Raw genomic sequence first — 15,155 nt, 5'->3', positions numbered from 1 at the left:
TACGCCGGCCGCTAGCCTGCGCGCATGACCTCGAACTCCTCCACGCGCGTGCGCATCCTCGTGCACGGCGCCACCGGCCGCATGGGGCAGGCCCTGATGCGGCTCGGCGCGCAGCGGCCCGACGCGACGATCGTCGCCGCGGTATCGCGCGGCATGCCGGCGCAACGCGTCGTCGACGGCGTGCCGCATTTCGCCGCGAGCGAGCTGCACGGCGCGCCCGCGTTCGATGTGGCGATCGATTTCAGCCTGCCACAGGGCGTCGACGGCGTGCTCGCACTTTGCCTCGAGCGTGGCGCGGCGTTCGTTTCCGGCACGACGGGGCTCGAGGACGGCCAGCGCGGGTCGTTGCAGGCCGCGTCCGAGCGGATCCCGGTGCTGTGGGCGTCGAACTTCAGCCTCGGGGTCGCGGTGCTCGGTGAGCTCGTCGAGCGCGCAGCGGCTGTGCTGCCGGGCTGGGATTGCGATATCGTCGAGGCGCACCACGTGCACAAGCAGGACGCGCCCTCGGGCACCGCGCTGACGCTGGGTGGGTTTGCGGAGCTGGGCGGGGCGCAGCCGCGCTACGCGTCGCTGCGCGCCGGCGACATCGTCGGCGAACACACCGTGCAGTTCGCCACGGCGGGGGAGCGCATCGAGCTCATCCATCGCGCGACAAACCGCGAAGTCTTCGCGCACGGCGCGCTGCACGCGGCAGTGCGTCTCGCGTCGCGACGGCCCGGGCTCTATCGGGTCCGAGACGTCATCAGCTGACCGGTTCGCGAACGGCCGCGCTGGCGCGGACGCCGACTCGCGACTAGAATTCCCGCTCGCCTGAACCCCGCCCGCCGGACCGGTCCCGCACCGCGTCTGCGCTTTGCTGCAACCCGATTTTGTCGGAGCGCATGGCGGCGTCAGCATCCCTTGGCAGCGAAGGCGATCGTCGTGACTCAACCCGCAATCCTCGTCCTCGAAGACGGCACCCTCTTCGAGGGCGTTTCCGTAGGCGCGCCCGGCCTGTCCGTCGGTGAAGTGGTTTTCAACACCGCGATCACCGGTTACCAGGAAATCCTCACCGACCCGTCGTACGCGCGGCAGATCGTGACGCTGACCTACCCGCACGTCGGCAACACGGGCGTGACCTCGCTGGACGACGAGGCGCAGGCCGTGTGGGCCGCCGGCCTCATCGTGCGCGACGTACCGCGCCGCCCGAGCAGCTGGCGCAGCCAGAAGCCGATGCCGCAGTGGCTGGCCGAGCGCGGTGTCGTCGCGATCGCCGACATCGACACCCGCAAGCTCACGCGGCTGCTCCGCGACACCGGTGCGCAGAACGGCGCGCTGATGGCAGGCGACATCGACGTCGACCGTGCGCGCGAAGCGATCCGGGCATTCCCGGGCCTCAAGGGCCTCGACCTCGCGAAAGAGGTCTGCACGCAGAAGACATACGAATGGACCGGCGGCCAGCTCGACCTCGACCGTAATGCGTTCCGCGAATCGGATGCGCATTGCCATGTCGTTGCATACGACTTCGGCTGCAAGCTCAACATCCTGCGTATGCTCACTGAGCGCGGCTGCCGCGTGACCGTCGTGCCCGCGCAGACGCCGGCCGCCGACGTGCTCGCGATGAACCCCGACGGCGTGTTTCTGTCGAACGGCCCCGGCGATCCGGCGCCGTGCACGTACGCGATCGACGCGATCCGCGAGATCGTCGACCGCAAGATCCCGACCTACGGCATCTGCCTCGGCCACCAGCTGCTCGGCCTCGCCGTCGGTGCGCAGACGGTCAAGATGAAGTTCGGCCACCACGGCGCGAACCATCCGGTGCAGGACCTCGCGACCGGCAAGGTCATGATCACGAGCCAGAACCACGGCTTTGCGATCGACGAGAGCACGCTGCCGGGGAATGTGCGCGTGACGCACCGCTCGCTTTTCGACGGTTCCAACCAGGGCATCGAACTCACCGACGCGCCGGCCTTCAGCTTCCAGGGTCACCCGGAAGCGAGCCCGGGCCCGCACGACGTAGCGCCGCTGTTCGACCGCTTCGTGCAGTCGATGGCGAAGTGACCGCGGCGGCAGCGCATGCGCGCTGCTGCCCAACCCGACTCGATCGCCGCGCCGACCGCGCGGACTGCGCCGCGCGCCGCGCGGCAGCACAGCAATCACCGAGGACACCATGCCCAAGCGCACCGACATCAAGACCGTCCTGATCATCGGCGCCGGGCCGATCGTGATCGGCCAGGCCTGCGAGTTCGACTACTCCGGCGCGCAGGCATGCAAGGCGCTGCGCGACGAGGGCTACCGCGTCGTGCTCGTCAACAGCAACCCCGCGACGATCATGACCGACCCGAACATGGCCGACGCCGTGTACATCGAGCCGATCAACTGGCAGACGGTCGAAAAGATCATCGCGAAGGAGCGACCCGACGCGCTGCTGCCGACGATGGGAGGCCAGACGGCACTGAACTGCGCGCTCGATCTCGCTGATGCCGGTGTGCTCGAGAAGTACAACGTCGAGCTGATCGGCGCGAAGCGCGATGCGATCCGCATGGCCGAAGACCGCGAGCTGTTCCGCGTCGCGATGGCGGAGATCGGCCTCGACTGCCCGAAGGCGGCGGTCGCAAAGAACTTTGAACAGGCCGTCGAAATCCAGGCGACGGTGGGCTACCCGACCATCATCCGCCCCAGCTTCACGCTCGGCGGCACAGGCGGCGGCATTGCGTACAACAAGGAAGAGTTCGAGGAGATCGCCAAGCGCGGCCTTGAGCTGTCGCCCGTGCACGAGATCCTCGTCGAGGAATCAGTGCTGGGCTGGAAGGAGTTCGAGATGGAGGTCGTGCGCGACACGGCGGACAACTGCATCATCGTGTGCTCGATCGAGAACTTCGATGCGATGGGCGTGCACACCGGCGACTCGATCACGGTCGCGCCCGCGCAGACGCTCACCGACAAGGAGTACCAGCGCCTACGCGATGCCTCGATCGCGGTGCTGCGCAAGATCGGCGTCGACACCGGCGGCTCGAACGTGCAGTTCGGGGTGAACGCAGAGAACGGTCGTGTCGTCGTCATCGAGATGAACCCGCGCGTGTCGCGCTCGTCAGCGCTCGCGTCGAAGGCCACGGGCTTTCCCATCGCGAAGGTCGCCGCGAAGCTCGCGGTCGGCTACACGCTCGATGAGCTGCGCAACGAGATCACCGGCGGCGCGACACCGGCGTCGTTCGAGCCGTCGATCGACTACGTCGTCACCAAGATCCCGCGCTTCGCTTTCGAGAAGTTCCCGCAGGCAGATGCGCGCCTGACCACGCAGATGAAGTCGGTCGGCGAAGTCATGGCGATGGGGCGTACGTTCCAGGAGTCGCTGCAGAAGGCGCTGCGCGGGCTGGAGACCGGCAAGGTCGGCCTCGACCCGACGGGCCTCGATCTCGGCAGCGAGGAGGGCATGACCGCGCTGCGTCGCGAGCTCAAGGAGCCGCGTCCGGAGCGCATGTTCCACATCGGCGATGCGTTCCGCGCTGGCATGAGCGTGGAGGAAGTGCATGCGCTGTCGTTTGTCGATCCGTGGTTCCTCGACCAGATCGAGGAGCTGATCGCGGCCGAGAAGGACGTCGCTGTCGGTGGCCTCGCCGCGCTCGATGCGCGCCGCATGCGTGCGCTCAAGCGCATGGGCTTCTCGGACGCGCGTCTTGCGCAACTCACGCAGACCGACGAGACGGCCGTGCGGACGCTGCGCCGCGCGTTCGGCGTGCGTCCGGTCTACAAGCGCGTGGACTCGTGCGCGGCGGAGTTCGCGACGAGCACCGCGTACATGTATTCGACCTACGAGGACGAGTGCGAGGCGCACCCGACCAACCGCGAGAAGATCATGGTGCTCGGCGGCGGCCCAAACCGCATTGGGCAGGGCATCGAGTTCGACTACTGCTGCGTGCATGCGGCTCTCGCGCTTCGCGAGGACGGGTACGAGACCATCATGGTCAACTGCAACCCGGAGACCGTGTCGACCGACTACGACACCTCCGATCGGCTGTACTTCGAGCCGCTCACGCTCGAGGACGTGCTCGAGATCGCCGACCTCGAGAAGCCGCGTGGCGTCATCGTGCAATACGGCGGCCAGACGCCGCTCAAGCTTGCGCAGGCGCTGGAGGCGAACGGCGTGCCGATCATCGGGACCTCGCCGGACTCGATCGACCTGGCCGAGGACCGCGAGCGCTTCCAGAAGTTGGTCAACGACCTCGGCCTCAAGCAGCCGCCTAACCGCACGGCCCGCAATGCCGACGAGGCGATCGTACTGGCGCGCGAAGTGGGCTATCCGCTCGTGGTGCGGCCAAGCTACGTGCTCGGCGGCCGCGCGATGGAGATCGTGTATTCCGATGCCGACCTCGCGCGATACGTGCGTGATGCGGTGAAGGTGTCGAACGACTCGCCCGTGCTGCTCGATCGTTTCCTCGACAACGCGGTCGAGGTCGATATCGACGTGATTGCCGACCACGCCGGCAACGTGCTTATCGGCGGCGTGATGGAGCACATCGAGGAGGCCGGCGTGCATTCCGGCGACTCTTCGTGCTCGCTGCCGCCGTACTCGCTTTCCGCGGAGACGCAGGCCCGCCTGCGCGAACAGGTGATCGCGCTGGCGCGTGCGCTGAATGTCGTCGGCCTCATGAACACGCAGTTCGCCGTGCAGCAGAACGAACAGGGCGAGGACACGATCTTCTTGCTCGAAGTGAACCCGCGCGCATCGCGAACGGTGCCGTTCGTTTCGAAGGCGATCGGCCGCCCGCTTGCGAAGATCGCCGCCCGCTGCATGGCCGGCAAGACGCTTGCGGAGCAGGGTGCGACCGAAGAGATCGTGCCGAGCTACTACTCGGTCAAGGAGGCGATCTTCCCGTTCGCGAAGTTCCAGGGCGTCGACCCGATCCTCGGGCCGGAGATGCGCTCGACGGGCGAAGTGATGGGCGTGGGCCGGAATTTCGGTGCGGCGATGGCGCGTGCGCAGGAGGCCGGTGGCATCAAGCCCCTGCCGGCGTCGGGCAAGGTGTTCATCTCGGTCCGCGATCCTGACAAGGCCCGCGTCGTGTCGGTGGCGCAGGAGCTGCTCGCGCGTCGTTACACGCTGGTCGCGACCGGCGGCACGGCGGCGTATCTGCGCGAGCACGGCGTCGCATGCGAGACGGTCAACAAGGTGACTGAAGGCCGGCCGCACATCGTCGACCTCATCAAGAACGACGAGATCGTCTACATCGTGAACACCACGGAGGGGCGCCAGGCGATCGCCGACTCGTTCTCGATCCGCCGCGAAGCGCTGCAGCACCGCATCACGTACTCGACGACGATCGCGGGTGCGCGTGCACTCCTTCAGTCGCTCGAGTACCGCGGCACCGGCCCGGTGTGGTCGCTGCAGGAACTGCACGCGGAGATCGACGCGGCCTGACCGCCGGCGCGGGTTAAGCCGCGTCATGCAGCCCTGTCGGAGCCGGACGGTTCCGGCAGGGAGCCGCGGTTCCGGGGCACAATCCCGGCATCGCATCCGTTACCGGCCCGCGCCGGACGAAGGACACCCATGAGAGCACCGATCACGATGAAGGGTTCGCAGCGACTGCGCGCCGAACTCGACGAACTCAAGTCGGTCAAGCGGCCGGCGGTCATCAATGCGATCGCCGAGGCGCGTGCACACGGCGACCTGAAGGAAAACGCCGAGTACCACGCTGCCCGCGAGCAACAGGGCTTCATCGAAGGCCGCATCAAGCAGCTCGAAGCCGAGCTGTCGCACGCGCAGGTCATCGACGTTTCCAACCTCAATGCCGGCTCGAAGGTCGTCTTCGGCGCCACCGTCCAGCTGGCGGACGTGGAGAGCGACGAGGAACGCACGTACCAGATCGTGGGCGACCTCGAGGCCGACATCAAACAGGGGCTGATCGCGATCTCGTCGCCGGTGGCGCGTGCGCTGATCGGCAAGCACGAGGGCGACGCAATCACGATCGAAGCGCCAGGCGGCACGCGCGAGTACGAAATCATCGGCGTTCGCTACCTCGGATGACTCCATCGCCGCGCGCATCGGTGACGCTTCTGCTGCCGGGGCGCGACCGCCTTCGTGGGCAGCCGGTTCCGGCCGAGCTTGGCCGCCGACTCGCGCGTGGCGATCGACGTGATTTCGATGGCGCGCTGGGCGCGCAGTTGTTCGACGTATTGCCGCGGGGCTGGCCCGCGGCGGCGGTCACGCGCGCGCGTGATGCGGGTGATGCGGCGGGGGCATGCTGGCTCCGCGCAGACCCCGCGTTTGTTCGCGCCGAGATCAACGGCGCACGATTGCTCGCGCATGGGGAGGCACTGGGCCTGGACCGTGAGCAGGCCGACGCGCTGATGCGACCGCTGCGCCTGCTGTTCGGCGATGCGGGCTTCGTGCTCGATGCGCCTGTCCCGTCGCGGTGGTACTTGCGGCTTCCGACCGGTGTGTCGCTGCCGCGCTTCGCATCGCCCGACGAGGCGCTCGGAGCCGACTTGTTCGAGCACCTGCCTGCGGACGCCGCGGCGCCTGCCGACGGTCGGCGCTGGCGCGCGCTGCTCAGCGAGGCGCAGGTCACGCTGCACAACCATCCGGTCAACGCCGATCGCGCCCAGCGTGGGTTCGCGCCGGTGAACTCGGTCTGGTTCTGGGGCGCGGGCGCTGCGCCTGATCGCGTCTCCGCATCGATCGATGCCATCTACGGCGCGGACGACGCGACCGACGCATTCGGGCACGCCGCCGCGATCGAGCGGCGTCCGCTGCCGTCGCAGTGGGGCGACACGCTGGCCGCGCACCGCTGTGCCATCGACCTCCGCGGACTGCGCGATATCTCGGCATTGCACGAGCGCTGGGTCGAGCCGGCAGCCCGTGCGCTGGACGCCCGTCGTGTGACCGAGGTCCGGGTGCTTTTCGAAGACGGCCTCGAGTACCGGCTCGCGTCGATGCAGCGCTGGCGCGTCTGGCGTCGACCGGTCGAACAACTCGCCGACGACACGGCTGCGGACGAATGAAGCCGGTCGCACGTCTCCGCCGCCGCGCCGTCGCGGCGCCCGGCCTGTGGCCCGCGCATCTGCCGCCGCTGCTTGCACGCCTGTACGCCGCACGTGGCGCGACCGTGATCGAGCAGGCCCAGCCGAAGCTCGCGCATCTGCTGCCGCCAGACCTGCTGTCCGGGCTCGACCCGGCGACGCGCCTGCTCGCCGATGCGATCCAGCGCAACCGTCACATCGTCGTGGTCGGCGACTTCGACTGCGACGGCGCGACGGCGTGTGCAGTCGGTGTGCGCGGTCTTCGCATGCTCGGCGCGCGCCGGGTGTCGCATGCGGTGCCGAACCGCATCGTGCACGGCTACGGCCTGTCGCCCGCGCTCGTCGATGAGCTGGCGGCGCTCAAGCCCGACCTGCTCGTTACGGTCGATCACGGCATCGCCTGCCATGCGGGCATCCGCGCCGCGAAAGCGCGCGGGTGGCAGGTGCTGGTGACCGACCATCATTTGCCCGGCGACACGCTGCCACCGGCGGACGCGATCGTCGACCCGAACCTGCCGGGCGACGGGTTCCCAAGCAAATCGCTCGCCGGCGTCGGCGTGATGTTCTACGTCTTGCTCGCGCTGCGCCGCCGGATGCGGGAGGCAGGCGTCTTTACCGGGCCCGGTCCTGACCTGGCCGTGCTGCTGGACCTCGTCGCCGTCGGTACGGTGGCCGATCTAGTCGCGCTCGACACCAACAACCGTGCGCTGGTTTCAGCGGGCCTGCGCCGCCTGCGTGCGGGGCAGGGCTGCCCGGGCTTGCGTGCCCTGATCGAAGTGTCTGGCCGCAGTGAAAAGTGTTTGACGGCCGCGGACATCGGCTTCGCGATCGGGCCGCGTTTGAATGCCGCCGGCCGGCTCGAGGACATGGCGGTCGGCATCGAGTGCCTGCTCACCGATGATGCGGCGCACGCGCGCGAGATCGCATTCACGCTCAACGAAATCAACGGCGCGCGCCGCGCGGTGCAGCAGCAGATGACCGACGACGCCGAGCGCGCGCTCGCAGGCGTCGGGTTCGCGACCGACGTGCTGCCGGTGTCGGTGTGCCTGTACGACCCGGAATGGCATCCCGGCGTGGTGGGCTTGGTTGCGTCGAAGATCAAGGAGCGGCTGCATCGCCCGGTGATCGCGTTCGCGCCTGCCGAGCCGGGTGCGACGAGCCTGCGAGGATCAGCGCGGTCGATTCCCGGTTTCCACATCCGTGATGCGCTTGCTGCCGTGGCTGCGCGAGCGCCGGACCTGATCGATCGCTTCGGTGGGCACGCAATGGCGGCCGGGCTCACGCTTCGCATCGACGCGCTCCAGGCATTCCGGCGCGCCTTCAGCGATCACGCGCAGTCCGTCCTGACGCCTGAGCTGCTGCAGGCCGACGTCGTGAGCGACGGTGAGCTCGCGCCCGAGGAGTTCACGCGGCGGATTGCCGACGCGCTCCGCGACGGCGGGCCGTGGGGACAGGGCTTCCCCGAGCCTCAGTTCGACGGGGAGTTCGAAGTCGTGGACTGGCGCGTGGTGGGCACCAAGCACCTGCGCTACGAGTTCGCCGTGGGGCGTGCGCGCGTCAATGCGATCGAGTTCGGTGGCTGGACCGGCGCGCCGCCGCCGTCACGGGTGCGCATCGCGTATCGGCTGGAGCCAGACGATTACCGCGGGGGCGACGCCGTCCAACTGGTCGTCTGTCACCGCGAGTCCGCATAACCCTCGAGCGCAACAAAAAAGCCCCGCAACCGCGGGGCTTTGCGTAGCAGAACGCGCGGTCAGCTTTTGTACCGCAGCCGACGGTTTAGGACGAGTGCGCCCAGCGTCGCCACCGCGCCCGAGAGCAGGTACACGCCGAGCCATTCGAGACCGAAGCGCGCACACAGTGCAAGTGCGACCAGCGGAGCGAACGCCGCTCCGATGAGCCATGCCAGATCCGACGTCAGCGCCGCGCCGGTGTAGCGGTAGCGCTGTCCGAAGTTTGCCGTGACGGTGCCCGCCGCCTGCCCGTACGAGAGGCCGAGGAGGGCGAAGCCGAGCACGATGAAGGTGTCCTGTCCGAGGCGGCCGGCTTCCATCAGCGTCGGCGCAAAGCCGCTGAACATCGCGATGGCGACGGCGAGGCTGCCCAGCGTGCGGGCGCGTCCGATGCGGTCTGCAATCAGCCCCGAGACCACGACGCCGACTGCGGCAACGAACGCGCCGAACACCTGCACGAGCAGCAGGTCGACGATCGAGCGGCCCCCGAACAGCAGCAGCCACGACAGCGGGAAGATCGTCACGATGTGGAACAGGGCGTAGCTCGCGAGCGCCGCGAACGCGCCGATCACCACGTGCGGGCCTTTTGCGCGGAACAGTTCGAGGACCGGCGTGGGCGCGAGTTCGAGCCGCTCCATGCTGCTCTGGTATTCCTCGGCGACGACGAGGCGGAGGCGCGCGAACAACGCGACCACGTTGATCGCAAATGCCACGTAGAACGGATAGCGCCAGCCCCATGCTAGGAAGTCGCGCTCTTCGAGGCTTGCGTAGATGAACGCAAACACGCTCGCCGCGACGATAAACCCGAGCGGCGCGCCCAGCTGGCCGAGCATCGCGTACCAGCCGCGTCGCGGCTTGGGCGTATGAAGCGCGAGGAGCGAGGGCAGGCCGTCCCATGAGCCACCCAGCGCAACGCCCTGCACGACGCGGAAGAACGCAAGCAAGGTGATAGACGCCGCGCCGATTGCGGCGTAACCCGGCAGGAACGCGATGCCGGCCGTCGCGGTGCCGAGCAGGAACAGCGCGATCGTCAGCTTCGCGCCGCGCCCCCAGCGGGCCTGGATCGCCATGAACGCCACGGTGCCGATCGGGCGGGCCAGGAACGCGAGTGCGAACACGGCGAACGAATACAACGTGCCGGTCAGCCGGTCGGCGAACGGAAAGAACACCGCCGGGAAGACCAGCGCCGACGCGATGCCGTAGACGAAGAAGTCGAAGTACTCGGACATGCGTCCGACCACCACGCCGACCGCGATCTCGCCCGGCGCGACGTCGGCGTGCGCCTTGACGACGTGGTCGTGCGTGGTGGTCCGCGCATCGATCTGATGGTGGGCGAGCGGGGCAGACATGGGCATGGTTCGCCTGTTGGGTCGATGCAAAGACTCGCAGAGACCGGCGCCGCGGGCGATAGGACAAAGTGTCCAATGTGACGCGCGCGAACGGGTCCCTACAGTGGTCGGCGTGATCCCACAGCCTGCCATCGCCATGTCGTCCGCCCGCCGCTTGTTGACGCTGTTCGCCGCCATTTCGGCCGTTCTTGCGCTGAGCGGCTGCAACCTCGTCGTGCTCGATCCCGCCGGCGACATCGCCGCGCGGCAGGGCGATCTGATCGTGATCGCGACCGTGCTGATGCTGATCGTCATCGTGCCGGTGATCGCGCTCACGCTTCTCTTTGCATGGCGGTACCGCGCGAGCAACCGGTCTGCCACGTACACGCCGGATTGGGACCACTCGACCCAGCTCGAACTCGTGATCTGGGGCGTGCCACTTCTGATCATCATCGCGCTCGGGGCGGTGACCTGGATCAGCACGCACCTGCTCGATCCGTACCGTCCGCTCGACCGCATTTCCGAAGGCCGCCCGGTCGCGGCTGGCGTCGAACCGCTCGAAGTGCAGGTCGTCGCACTCGACTGGAAGTGGCTGTTCGTTTACCCGGAGCAGGGCATCGCGACGGTCAACGAGGTCGTCGTGCCGGTGGACCGCCCGGTGCGGTTCCGCATCACGGCGTCCTCGGTCATGAACACCTTCTACGTGCCGGCGCTGGCCGGGATGATCTACGGCATGCCAGGCATGGAGACCGAGCTCAACGCGGTCATCAACGAGGCCGGCAATTACGAGGGGTTCTCGGCGAACTACAGCGGCGCCGGGTTCTCCCACATGCGGTTCCGGCTGCACGGCGTCGACGACAGCGGCTTTGATCGTTGGGTTGCCAAGGTGCGCACCAGCCCGCTCGCGTTGTCGCGACCCGTCTACCTGGAGCTCGAAAAACCCAGCCAGCGCGAGCCGGTCCGTCACTACTCGCATGTGGACGGTTTGCTGTTCGACGCGGTGGTCAACCGCTGCGTCGACACTGCAAAGCTCTGCATGAACCAGATGATGGCGATCGACTCCGCAGGCGGGCTCGGCCTTCAGGGGCTCGACCGCCTCGCGATGCCGCGTCGTGGTGACCCGCGCCTTGGCGCATACGTCGCCGCCGAGGTCTGCAAGGCCAACGATCCGCCGCGCCTTGCGCCGTCCAGCGCAGCGGCGCACGCCGCACCCTGATTTGCAACGCGTGACTCCGGCAACGGATTGCCCCGTCCAGTAGGTAACGCCCAGATGTCTTCCGAGACCGCCACCCAGCCCGCGTCGATGCTCTTCGGCCGCCTGTCGTGGGATTCGCTTGTCATCCTCCACGACCCCATCGTCGGCGGCGCCTTCCTTGCGACGCTGGTCGCAGGCATCGCGCTGCTTGCGGTGATCACGCGCCAGCGTCTGTGGGGCTGGCTGTGGACCGAATGGTTCACGAGCATCGACCACAAGAAGATCGGCATCATGTACATCGTGTTGGGGCTGGTCATGCTCCTGCGCGGCTTCGCCGATGCGTTGATGATGCGCCTGCAACAGGCGATGGCGTTCGGCGACAACCTCGGCTACCTGCCGCCGCATCACTACGATCAGATCTTCACCGCGCACGGCGTGATCATGATCTTCTTCGTGGCGATGCCGCTGGTCACGGGGTTGATGAACTACCTCGTGCCGCTGCAGATCGGCGCGCGCGACGTCGCGTTCCCATTCCTCAACAATTTCAGCTTCTGGATGACGACGAGCGGCGCGGCGCTGATGATGGCGTCGTTGTTCCTCGGCGAGTTTGCGGCCACCGGCTGGCTTGCGATGCCGCCGCTGTCGGGCATCGCGTTCAGCCCCGGTGTCGGCGTCGATTACTACATCTGGTCGTTGCAGATCGCGGGCATAGGCACGTTGTTATCAGGCGTCAACCTGCTGGTGACGATCGTCAAGATGCGCGCGCCCGGAATGGGCCTGATGAAGATGCCGGTTTTCACCTGGACCGCGCTTTGCACGAACGTACTCATCGTGGTGTCGTTCCCGGTGCTCACCGCGGTGCTTGCGCTGCTCACGCTGGATCGATACGCCGGCACGAACTTCTTTACGGCGGATCTCGGCGGCAACGCCATGATGTACGTGAACCTGATCTGGATCTGGGGTCACCCGGAGGTCTACATCCTGATCCTGCCGCTGTTCGGCGTGTTCTCGGAGATCGTCTCCACGTACTCGCGCAAGCGCCTGTTCGGCTACTCGTCGATGGTCTACGCGACGGTGTGCATCACCGTGCTCGCCTACCTCGTGTGGCTGCATCACTTCTTCACGATGGGCTCGGGTGCGAGCGTCAACTCGTTCTTCGGCATCACCACGATGATCATCTCGATCCCGACGGGCGCGAAGATCTTCAACTGGCTGTTCACGATGTACCGCGGCCGCATCCGGTTCGAGGTGCCGATGCTGTGGACGATCGGCTTCATGGTGACGTTCGTGGTCGGCGGCATGACCGGCGTGCTGCTCGCCGTGCCGCCGGCGGACTTCGTGCTGCACAACAGCCTGTTCCTGGTCGCGCATTTCCATAACGTGATCATCGGCGGCGTGGTGTTCGGCCTGTTCGCGGCGATGACACACTGGTTCCCGAAGGCGTTCGGTTTCCGGCTCGATGACCGCTGGGGGAAGGTCTCGTTCTGGTTCTGGTTCACGGGCTACTGGTTCGCGTTCACGCCGCTCTATGTGCTCGGCCTGATGGGCGTGACGCGGCGCATGAGCCACTTCGACGACCCGTCGCTGCAGATCTGGTTCCAGATCGCGGCCTTCGGCGCCGTGCTCATCGCGATCGGCATTGCCGCGTTCCTGTACTGCATCTACACGAGCTACCGCCGCCGCGAGGAGCTGCGCGACCTGACCGGCGACCCGTGGGACGGCCGCACGCTGGAGTGGTCCACGTCGTCGCCGCCGCCGGCGTACAACTTCGCGTTCACCCCCGTCGTGCACGACAACGACGCGTGGTGGGACATGAAGCGTCGCGGGTTCACGCGTCCGACGGGGGGCTTCATCCCCGTGCACATGCCCCGCAACACGGCGGCAGGCGTGGTGCTCTCGGTGCTGAGCACGGTCTGCGGGTTCGCGCTGGTGTGGCATGTGTGGTGGCTGGCCGGGGCGTCGCTGCTCGCGGTCATCGCGTACACGATCGCGCACACGTTCGACTACGACCGCGACTACCACATCCCGGCCGCGGACATCGCCGCGACCGAAGCCGCGCGCACGCGGCAGCTGGAGCTGGCCCATGGCTGATTCGATCGCAATCGCCCGGGGGGACAGCCCCCCGGTGTTTCTCGACACGCAGGGGAGCCACCATCCCCAGAACGGCACGCTGTTCGGGTTTTGGCTGTACCTGCTCAGCGACCTGATGATCTTCGCGTGCCTGTTCGCGACGTACGGCGTGCTGTCGCGCAGTTTCGCGGCGGGGCCCTCCGGACGTGATCTGTTCGATCTGAACCTGGTCGCGATCAACACCGGCGTGCTGCTGGTGTCGTCGATCACGTACGGCCTGGCGATGATCTCGATGCAGCGGCGCAGCGTGCGCGGCCTCATCGGGTGGTTGCTCGCGACGGGCGCGCTCGGGCTCGCGTTTCTCGGCATCGAAATCTACGAGTTCGCGCACCTGATCCACCTCGGCGCCGGGCCGCAACGCAGCGCGTACCTGTCCGCGTTCTTCGCGCTCGTGGGCACGCACGGCTTGCACGTGCTGTTCGGCGTCGTGTGGCTGGTCGTGCTCGTGGTGCAGCTGCGACGCCACGGCATCACGCCGGCGAACGCCCGTCGCGTCGCGTGCCTGTCGATGTTCTGGCACTTCCTCGACGTGGTGTGGATCGGCGTTTTCTCCTTCGTCTACCTGATGGGCGTACTGCCATGAGCCTTCCTCACGAGCTGAGCCACGAGCACGGCCACGACGCGCACGGCGACGACGGCATCCCGCACGCGTCGCTGCGCGACTACGTCACCGGCTTCGTGCTGTCGGTGCTGCTCACCGCGGTGCCGTTCGGCCTCGTCATGGGCGGAGCGGTCGCCAACCCGGCCGTGATCGCGGGCGTGATCCTCGTGTTCGCGGCGCTGCAGGTCGTCGTGCACATGGTGTACTTCCTGCACATGAATCCGCGCTCCGAAGGCGGGTGGAACCTGCTGGCCCTTCTGTTCACGGCGGTGCTGGTGATCATCGTGCTGGCCGGATCACTGTGGGTGATGCACCACATGAACACGAACATGATGCCGACGGGCCACGACGCGCACGCGGTGCACGCTGCGTCGCAGTCGGTGTTGTGAGCCCGACCGCCGTCCGCGAGCGCACGCCACCGTCCCGCGGGCGGTGGTTTGCAGTGCTCGCGGTGGCGCTTGCGGTTGCGGGCGCGGCGTTCGTCGCGCTCGGCATCTGGCAACTGCAGCGGATGCAGTGGAAGCGCGAGCTGATCGAGCGGGTCGAGTCGCGTGTCGGTGCGCCGCCGGTGGCGATGCCGGCGCGGGCACGCTGGCCCGCGGTGGATGCCGAGGGCCACGAGTACCAACGGGCGCAGGTGTCGGGCGAGTACCTGCCGGGCGCGGAGGTTCGCACGCAGGCGCTCACCGAGCTCGGCGCGGGCTCCTGGGTCCTCACTGCGCTTCGCACAGGGCAGGGCGACATCGTCTTCGTGAATCGCGGCTTCGTCCCGACCGGGGCCGAGCACGCCGCCGCGCCGACGGGGCCGATCTCGACCACCGGCCTGCTCCGCCTGAGCGAACCACGCGGTGGCTTCCTGCGCCGGAATGACGCCGCGGCCGGCCGCTGGTACGCGCGTGACGTGCAGGCGATCTCGCGCGCGCTCGGGCTGCCAGCGGCCTCGACTGCGCCGTTTTTCATCGACGCCGAGCGCACAGGCCCGCAGCCGGACTGGCCGCGAGCCGGGATGACCGTCGTCCGCTTCCGCGACCCCCACCTGACGTACGCTCTGACCTGGTTCGCGCTCGCCGCGCTCACCGCGTGGGCGGGCCTTCGCCTGCGGCGACTCGATCGCGTTGACGCCGGCCGACGCGCGGACGAGGAGACGGACACATGAGCAGTACGAAGCA

12 protein-coding genes are annotated in these 15,155 nt (G+C 67.8%); 11 read left to right on the top strand and 1 reads right to left on the bottom strand.

Annotated features, from left to right (window positions below):
* The first annotated feature begins 24 nt into the window (after positions 1-24).
* From dapB to recJ, 6 genes are all read left to right on the top strand, one after another.
* Positions 25-750 (top strand): 4-hydroxy-tetrahydrodipicolinate reductase, encoded by a 726-nt coding sequence (gene dapB / locus IE075_RS03800; protein ID WP_189453448.1) that lies wholly within the window; start codon positions 25-27, stop codon positions 748-750.
* 171 nt (positions 751-921) lie between these two features.
* On the top strand, positions 922-2,040 hold the full coding sequence (gene carA, locus IE075_RS03795; RefSeq protein ID WP_189453446.1) for a glutamine-hydrolyzing carbamoyl-phosphate synthase small subunit: 1,119 nt from the start codon (positions 922-924) through the stop codon (positions 2,038-2,040).
* A gap of 109 nt (positions 2,041-2,149) precedes the next feature.
* Positions 2,150-5,398: a carbamoyl-phosphate synthase large subunit gene (gene carB, locus IE075_RS03790; RefSeq protein ID WP_189453444.1), complete on the top strand. Its 3,249-nt coding sequence runs from the start codon at positions 2,150-2,152 to the stop codon at positions 5,396-5,398.
* A gap of 129 nt (positions 5,399-5,527) precedes the next feature.
* Positions 5,528-6,004, top strand: coding sequence for a transcription elongation factor GreA (gene greA / locus IE075_RS03785; RefSeq protein ID WP_189453442.1), 477 nt, complete (start codon positions 5,528-5,530; stop codon positions 6,002-6,004).
* Between the two features lie 20 nt (positions 6,005-6,024).
* Complete coding sequence (locus IE075_RS03780) at positions 6,025-6,981, top strand: phosphoglycerate mutase (RefSeq protein WP_189453440.1); 957 nt, start codon at positions 6,025-6,027, stop codon at positions 6,979-6,981.
* Positions 6,978-8,693, top strand: coding sequence for a single-stranded-DNA-specific exonuclease RecJ (gene recJ / locus IE075_RS03775; protein ID WP_189453438.1), 1,716 nt, complete (start codon positions 6,978-6,980; stop codon positions 8,691-8,693). Before IE075_RS03780 ends, recJ begins: the two co-directional genes overlap by 4 nt.
* Before the next feature lie 59 nt (positions 8,694-8,752).
* Here recJ and IE075_RS03770 read toward each other — a convergent pair whose 3' ends face one another.
* Complete coding sequence (locus IE075_RS03770; RefSeq protein WP_229792300.1) at positions 8,753-10,081, bottom strand: MFS transporter; 1,329 nt, start codon at positions 10,079-10,081, stop codon at positions 8,753-8,755.
* A gap of 136 nt (positions 10,082-10,217) precedes the next feature.
* Here IE075_RS03770 and cyoA point away from each other — a divergent pair, with 136 nt between their 5' ends.
* Genes cyoA through IE075_RS03745 form a run of 5 tightly spaced genes read left to right on the top strand, consistent with a single transcriptional unit; the run spans position 10,218 to position 15,142 of the window.
* Positions 10,218-11,276 carry a ubiquinol oxidase subunit II gene (gene cyoA / locus IE075_RS03765; RefSeq protein WP_189453434.1) on the top strand — a complete coding sequence of 353 codons (1,059 nt, stop codon included), beginning with the start codon at positions 10,218-10,220 and terminating at the stop codon, positions 11,274-11,276.
* Positions 11,277-11,330: 54 nt separating this feature from the next.
* Positions 11,331-13,346 carry a cytochrome o ubiquinol oxidase subunit I gene (gene cyoB / locus IE075_RS03760; RefSeq protein ID WP_229792299.1) on the top strand — a complete coding sequence of 672 codons (2,016 nt, stop codon included), beginning with the start codon at positions 11,331-11,333 and terminating at the stop codon, positions 13,344-13,346.
* On the top strand, positions 13,339-13,968 hold the full coding sequence (cyoC, locus tag IE075_RS03755; protein WP_189453433.1) for a cytochrome o ubiquinol oxidase subunit III: 630 nt from the start codon (positions 13,339-13,341) through the stop codon (positions 13,966-13,968). The genes cyoB and cyoC overlap by 8 nt, the downstream gene beginning before the upstream one ends.
* Complete coding sequence (gene cyoD, locus IE075_RS03750) at positions 13,965-14,375, top strand: cytochrome o ubiquinol oxidase subunit IV (RefSeq protein WP_189453431.1); 411 nt, start codon at positions 13,965-13,967, stop codon at positions 14,373-14,375. The genes cyoC and cyoD overlap by 4 nt, the downstream gene beginning before the upstream one ends.
* Entirely contained in the window at positions 14,372-15,142 is a 771-nt protein-coding gene (locus IE075_RS03745) for an SURF1 family protein (RefSeq protein ID WP_189453429.1), read from the top strand. The genes cyoD and IE075_RS03745 overlap by 4 nt, the downstream gene beginning before the upstream one ends.
* The last annotated feature ends 13 nt before the right edge of the window (positions 15,143-15,155 follow it).

Source organism: Cognatilysobacter bugurensis, assembly GCF_014652095.1.
In the GTDB taxonomy this organism is placed as follows: Bacteria; Pseudomonadota; Gammaproteobacteria; order Xanthomonadales; family Xanthomonadaceae; genus Cognatilysobacter; species Cognatilysobacter bugurensis.
This window is presented reverse-complemented; position numbering and strand designations above follow the sequence as displayed.

Excerpts from the sequence above, each read along its gene's own strand:
- dapB (WP_189453448.1), top strand. The coding sequence starts at position 25 with ATGACCTCGAACTCCTCCACGCGCGTGCGCATCCTCGTGCACGGCGCC.
- carB (WP_189453444.1), top strand. The coding sequence starts at position 2,150 with ATGCCCAAGCGCACCGACATCAAGACCGTCCTGATCATCGGCGCCGGG.
- greA (WP_189453442.1), top strand. The coding sequence starts at position 5,528 with ATGAGAGCACCGATCACGATGAAGGGTTCGCAGCGACTGCGCGCCGAA.
- recJ (WP_189453438.1), top strand. The coding sequence starts at position 6,978 with ATGAAGCCGGTCGCACGTCTCCGCCGCCGCGCCGTCGCGGCGCCCGGC.
- IE075_RS03770 (WP_229792300.1), bottom strand. The coding sequence starts at position 10,081 with ATGTCTGCCCCGCTCGCCCACCATCAGATCGATGCGCGGACCACCACG.
- cyoA (WP_189453434.1), top strand. The coding sequence starts at position 10,218 with ATGTCGTCCGCCCGCCGCTTGTTGACGCTGTTCGCCGCCATTTCGGCC.
- cyoB (WP_229792299.1), top strand. The coding sequence starts at position 11,331 with ATGTCTTCCGAGACCGCCACCCAGCCCGCGTCGATGCTCTTCGGCCGC.
- cyoC (WP_189453433.1), top strand. The coding sequence starts at position 13,339 with ATGGCTGATTCGATCGCAATCGCCCGGGGGGACAGCCCCCCGGTGTTT.
- cyoD (WP_189453431.1), top strand. The coding sequence starts at position 13,965 with ATGAGCCTTCCTCACGAGCTGAGCCACGAGCACGGCCACGACGCGCAC.